The sequence below is a fragment of the Microbacterium sp. genome, assembly GCF_032084865.1.
Lineage (GTDB): Bacteria > Actinomycetota > Actinomycetes > Actinomycetales > Microbacteriaceae > Microbacterium.
This window is the reverse complement of the sequence record NZ_DAMDLU010000025.1, coordinates 8,091-12,600: the sequence shown is the minus strand read 5'-3', so window position 1 is coordinate 12,600 and position 4,510 is coordinate 8,091. Positions and strand designations below refer to the sequence as shown.

The 4,510-nt window shown below is 68.5% G+C and carries 5 protein-coding genes and 1 pseudogene; 1 reads left to right on the top strand and 5 read right to left on the bottom strand.

Annotated elements, in window-relative coordinates:
- Together RT309_RS04520 and RT309_RS04515 are read right to left on the bottom strand one after the other, a co-directional pair.
- Positions 1-196: pseudogene (locus tag RT309_RS04520) on the bottom strand (co-chaperone YbbN); the annotation flags it as partial.
- Positions 193-2,076 (bottom strand): glycosyl transferase, encoded by a 1,884-nt coding sequence (locus RT309_RS04515; RefSeq protein ID WP_313355699.1) that lies wholly within the window; start codon positions 2,074-2,076, stop codon positions 193-195. The pseudogene RT309_RS04520 and the gene RT309_RS04515, both read right to left, overlap by 4 nt.
- A 182-nt stretch (positions 2,077-2,258) precedes the next feature.
- Between RT309_RS04515 and RT309_RS04510 the strand changes: the two genes are divergently transcribed.
- Positions 2,259-3,338 (top strand): AI-2E family transporter, encoded by a 1,080-nt coding sequence (locus RT309_RS04510; protein WP_313355698.1) that lies wholly within the window; start codon positions 2,259-2,261, stop codon positions 3,336-3,338.
- A 16-nt stretch (positions 3,339-3,354) separates the two neighbouring features.
- On the opposite strand, the gene RT309_RS04505 is transcribed toward RT309_RS04510, so the two are convergent.
- From RT309_RS04505 to RT309_RS04495, 3 genes are read right to left on the bottom strand one after another with little or no spacing between them, the layout of a single operon-like run.
- Entirely contained in the window at positions 3,355-3,642 is a 288-nt protein-coding gene (locus tag RT309_RS04505; protein ID WP_313355697.1) for a hypothetical protein, read from the bottom strand.
- A gap of 9 nt (positions 3,643-3,651) precedes the next feature.
- Positions 3,652-4,317, bottom strand: a complete 666-nt coding sequence (locus RT309_RS04500; protein ID WP_313355696.1) for a transglycosylase SLT domain-containing protein — start codon at positions 4,315-4,317, stop codon at positions 3,652-3,654.
- Between the two features lie 60 nt (positions 4,318-4,377).
- Positions 4,378-4,458 (bottom strand): hypothetical protein, encoded by an 81-nt coding sequence (locus RT309_RS04495; protein WP_313355710.1) that lies wholly within the window; start codon positions 4,456-4,458, stop codon positions 4,378-4,380.
- Between the last annotated feature and the right edge of the window lie 52 nt (positions 4,459-4,510).

Here is a 4,510-nt window from a genome sequence, read left to right as displayed (position 1 = left end):
CGACGGGAACCGAGCGCGACAGCTCGAGGATCTCCCCGAACGACTGGTCCGTCACGTCGACGACGACATCCGGAGCGTCATCGCCGGGCGCGGCCGGCGCTGCGGGGCCGGCCGGCGCGGAAGCCGCGGCCGGACGGTTGCGCAGAGAGGACAGGTCGACGGCGCCGCGCAGGGCGGCAGCGGAGATCTCGGTCACTGGTTCACCTTCACGCTGAGGAGGTCCTGATGGTATGCGAGGAGACGGATCTGCTCCTTCGAGCCCTGCGCGGGCACGGAGAAGAAGAGCTGGATGCCGTAGGTCGTCGTGAAGCCCTTCGCGGACTCCTTGACGCCGGTCAGCACGCTCGCCTCCTGATTGTCGCCGATCCGGATCACGGCATCGGCGGTGGTCGGTGTGATCGTATCGACGTCGTCGACGCGCACGGCCACCACTGCGCCGCTGCCCAGGGTGGCGAGGGAGAGCGGCGTCTCGTCGGGTGCCTTCATGTCGAACGCGACCGACGAGGTGGTGTCGGCCTGCTTCTCCTTGAGCCCGGTGAGGACGGCGGTGCGACTGTCGCGGATGCTCTGGGCGAGCTTCTCGGCGGTGGCGTCGAAACGCCCGGCGAACTCGCTCTTGTCACCGTTGTCGACGAAATCGGCGAAGGCGTCGGCCACCTGCTCGGGCGCCAGCGCGAGGAACGGCGACTCCGCCGGGATGCGGGTCGTGCCGAGCCAGGCCGGGGCGACGTCGGGGAACTCAGCCGCGGCCGGCATGTCGGCCATCTCGGTGACGTGGTAGTTCGACCACGGATCGTCCTGCGTCATCGTCAGCAGGACGGGCGCGGCCTTCTCGTCCTTCTCGGAGACCGTCAGGGCGAGCACGGTGCGCGGCCAGCTGTCGGTCGCCTCCGGAAGCACGATCTTGACCCTGTCGCGCGGAGCCGTCAGTGGTTCGGTGCGCTCGGCGATCGCCGCGCGCAGAGCGTATTCCGTGCGCCGGCCCTCGAGCACGATGCCGGAAAGACGGGTCTCGGCGCGAGCGATGTCGAGATCTGTGTCGGCCTGCTTCACGACCTTGGCGATCTCGGAGACGATGCGCTGACCCTGCTTCTTCGTCACGACCGGCGGCTTCTGATCTTCGGGTGTCACCACCGTCGGCGTGGGAGTCGGCGTCGGCGTCTCCGCACCGAAATCCGGCCAGGACTCCGACGTGCAGCCGGTCGCGAGCACGGCGGTCAGAGTCAGGGCGGGAAGCCCGATTGCGAGGCGGCGTCGCAGCGCCGTGCGCGGCGTGCGCCCGGATGCCCGTTCCTCACCCTCGGGGGCGCCGGAGGCCGGCTCGGGCCGACCGTTCGCCGGACGGTCGCCATCGACGGCGGTCCCGTCACCGGACTCGATGGCTTCACGCTCGGGAGCACCCTGCATCTCGATGGGCTGCGTCTCCGGAAGCGGCCCCGGACCCTTCCGCAGCGGCCCGCGTCCGCGACGCTGGTGTCGGATGGCCAGGAAGTAGAGCACGAGACCGGCGAGCAGGAGGATGCCGCCGGCGGTCATAAGCGGACCCGCCAGCGGGGTGCGGGTGTCGACGCCCCAGCTGACGGCGACGTCGTCGGGCGCGGGTTCGATGCCGTCACGCGCGATGAGCACGCTGTGTCCCGGCGTCAGCTGCATCCCGGTCACCAGGTAGTCCTCCTCGGCGAACGAGTCGAGCCAGAGATCGGAGCCTGCCGGGTTGCGTCCCGAGGTCTCGCCGCCTCCGGCCGGTGCCTGCTGCGGCTCGACGGTCTCGCTGACCGGGCGATCGCCCTTCCCGAGGGTGACCTTCGTGTAGCTCGTGTCGGAGAGCCAGGCCTCGGCGTCGTCGGTGCGGGCGTAGGCGGCGAAGATCTCGCCCTCGCCGCGCACGAGCAGCGTCTGCAGTCCAGGGTGTGCGCTGAGCACCTCTGCATCGACCAGCAGATAGGGCTGTGATCCGTCGACGGAGAGCGCCATCGTCTGCTCTGTGGGCCCCATGAAGATGGTGCGCTGGGCGATCCCGGCTCCGATGAGAACCGTGGCCAGCACGAAGGCCACGACGGCCCATACGAAACGCACGAATCAACTCCTTACGTGACCGGGCATCCGCCGCCGGTCCGTTCGACGTTTCAGACTAGCGAAACCAGCTGGGCATTACCCACGAAGCGGAGTGTCCCGCCCCGGCAGAATGCGCTGCGGCCCGTCGCGGGGGCGTCGCACCGAGCAGCAACTAGGATCTTCGCAGATCGACCAGGAGAGCCATGAAGATACACAGTCCCTTTCGAACCGCGCTGGTGGCGACGCTCGGCGTGGGCCTGGGCCTGCTGCTGCTCGCCGGGGCGCAGACACTCTCGACGATCATCCTGTACATCGGGACGGCTCTGTTCCTGAGTCTGGGACTCGACCCCCTCGTCACCTTCCTCGAACGCCGTGGACTCCCCCGCTGGGCCGCTGTGCTTTCCACCATCCTCGCCGTGCTGGGCGTCTTCGCCGCTGTCATCCTGATCGTGCTGCCCGTCGTCACCGATCAGATCACGCAGCTGGTGCAGCGCATCACGCCGCTGTTCGTCAACGGCGAGCAGACCGTGAGCGACATCAAGGGCTGGCTCACCGACGCGTTCCCCAACCTCGAGGTGAACCTCGTGTTCGACTACATCGACAGCTGGATCACCTCCGAAGAGTGGACCAAGAGCGTGACCGCATGGAGCACCACCATCGGCGAGGGCGTGTGGGTGGTCGGCGGCGCCGTGCTGGCCGGCGCGTTCGGTGCGTTCATCGTGCTGATCCTCACGATCTACATGACCGCCTCGACCCCCTCGCTCAAGCGCGCCGTCTACCAGCTGGTGCCGGCGTCCAGGCGTGAGCGCTTCATCGACATCGCAGACCAGATCACCGATTCGGTCGGCCACTACGTGATGGGCCAGGTCTCCCTCGGTGTGATCAACGGCATCCTGAGCATGATCTACCTGTCGATCATCGATGCCCCGTTCACCGCGGTGCTCGCCGTGGTCGCCTTCTTCTTCTCGCTCATCCCCCTGGTCGGGACCCTGACCGGCTCGACGATCATCGTGCTCGCCTGCCTGCTGCCCGGGGTGGGGTCACCGGGGACGGCTCTGGCAGCGGCGATCTACTACTTCATCTACATGCAGGTCGAGGCGTACTTCATCGCGCCGCGCATCATGAGCCGTGCAGTGTCAGTTCCGGGAGCGGTGGTCGTCATCGCCGCCCTGTCCGGCGGGGCGCTGCTGGGGCTCCTCGGTGCGCTGATCGCCATCCCCGTCGCGGCGAGCATCCTGATCATCTACCGGCAGGTGCTGATCCCGCGCATGAACGAGCGCTGAGGGAGGATCGGCGCGCTCAGTCGATGCGCCAGCAGCGTGTGTGCCAGTGCCGGCGCGACGCGAGGTCGGCACTCTCCCCCATCACCCCGTCCGCACGCCAGACGACGACATGCGCGGTACCGGGAGAGATGCTGCCGGCGCATCCGGGGCACCGGTACTCCTTGAGCGCCTGACCCGACGAGATCGGCTGCACGGTCCATTCCCGGCCGCGCTTCGTCTCGGTGCGCTTCCACCCGGCCAGAAGCCGGTCGAAGGAGTCGTCGGACGTGGCGCGCTCAGGCCGGCGGCGATGGGAGCGTGGCATGACGCCCGGTCACCACCAGTGGTTGCGCGTCCAGAAGTTGTACGCTCCGGCCCAGCTCCCATAGCGCCCGACGGCATACCCGTTGCCCCAGCGCAGGTTGTCGACAGGGTCGTAGCCGTTGCCGGGAACCTTGCTGCAGGGCAGGGCCTGCACGAGCCCGCACGCGCCCGACGACTTGTTGGTCGCGTTCGGGTTCCAGCCGCTCTCCTTGGAGACGATGTAGTCGACGTACGGCCAGTCGCTGCTCGCGATACCGGCGGCGGCCATCCACTCCTCCTTGGAGCCGCCACCCGTGTAGCGCGGCTGCGCGGGCGTGCTGCTCTTGGGAGCCGCTGCCTTCGTCTTCTCCGCCGGCGCGGGCGCGGGCGGAGGCGTGGGCTTCGGCTTCACGTAGACCTCGAAGGCGCTGCGGTCGACGGACACGATGTCAGCACCCTCGACCGAGACGGTGATGCTCTGCGTGTCGGCGGAGGCGAGCGAGAAGGCGGTCACGGGCGTATCGGCCGGCTCGGGATCGGCGACGGCGACGCCGCTCGGCGCCATCATGGCAGCGGAGATGCCGACGACCGCGAGGCCGGCCAGCACAGCGCTGACACGCTGACGCGTCTGGTTCTTCTTCGCACGCGAGACGGTCGGGCGCGTCGCGGTCGAGATCAATTCGTTATCGGGAGTCACGATGGCCACCAGTCTACGCACAGCTCAGCATCACATCCATGAGAACTCACCGAGAACGCCTCAGCGCACCGAGAGGAGCACCTCCACCGTGGCGTCGAGAAGAGCATCCACCTGCTCCTCCCGATATCCGCCGCGCTGCATGCGGAACGCGGCGCTGCGCACCTGCTCGACGTCGAGCGGCTCCCCCCCCCCC

What these genes read in the sequence shown, in the direction of transcription:
- RT309_RS04495 (WP_313355710.1), bottom strand. Translation starts at nt 4,458, where the DNA reads ATGCAGCGCGGCGGATATCGGGAGGAGCAGGTGGATGCTCTTCTCGAC.
- RT309_RS04510 (WP_313355698.1), top strand. Translation starts at nt 2,259, where the DNA reads ATGAAGATACACAGTCCCTTTCGAACCGCGCTGGTGGCGACGCTCGGC.
- RT309_RS04505 (WP_313355697.1), bottom strand. Translation starts at nt 3,642, where the DNA reads ATGCCACGCTCCCATCGCCGCCGGCCTGAGCGCGCCACGTCCGACGAC.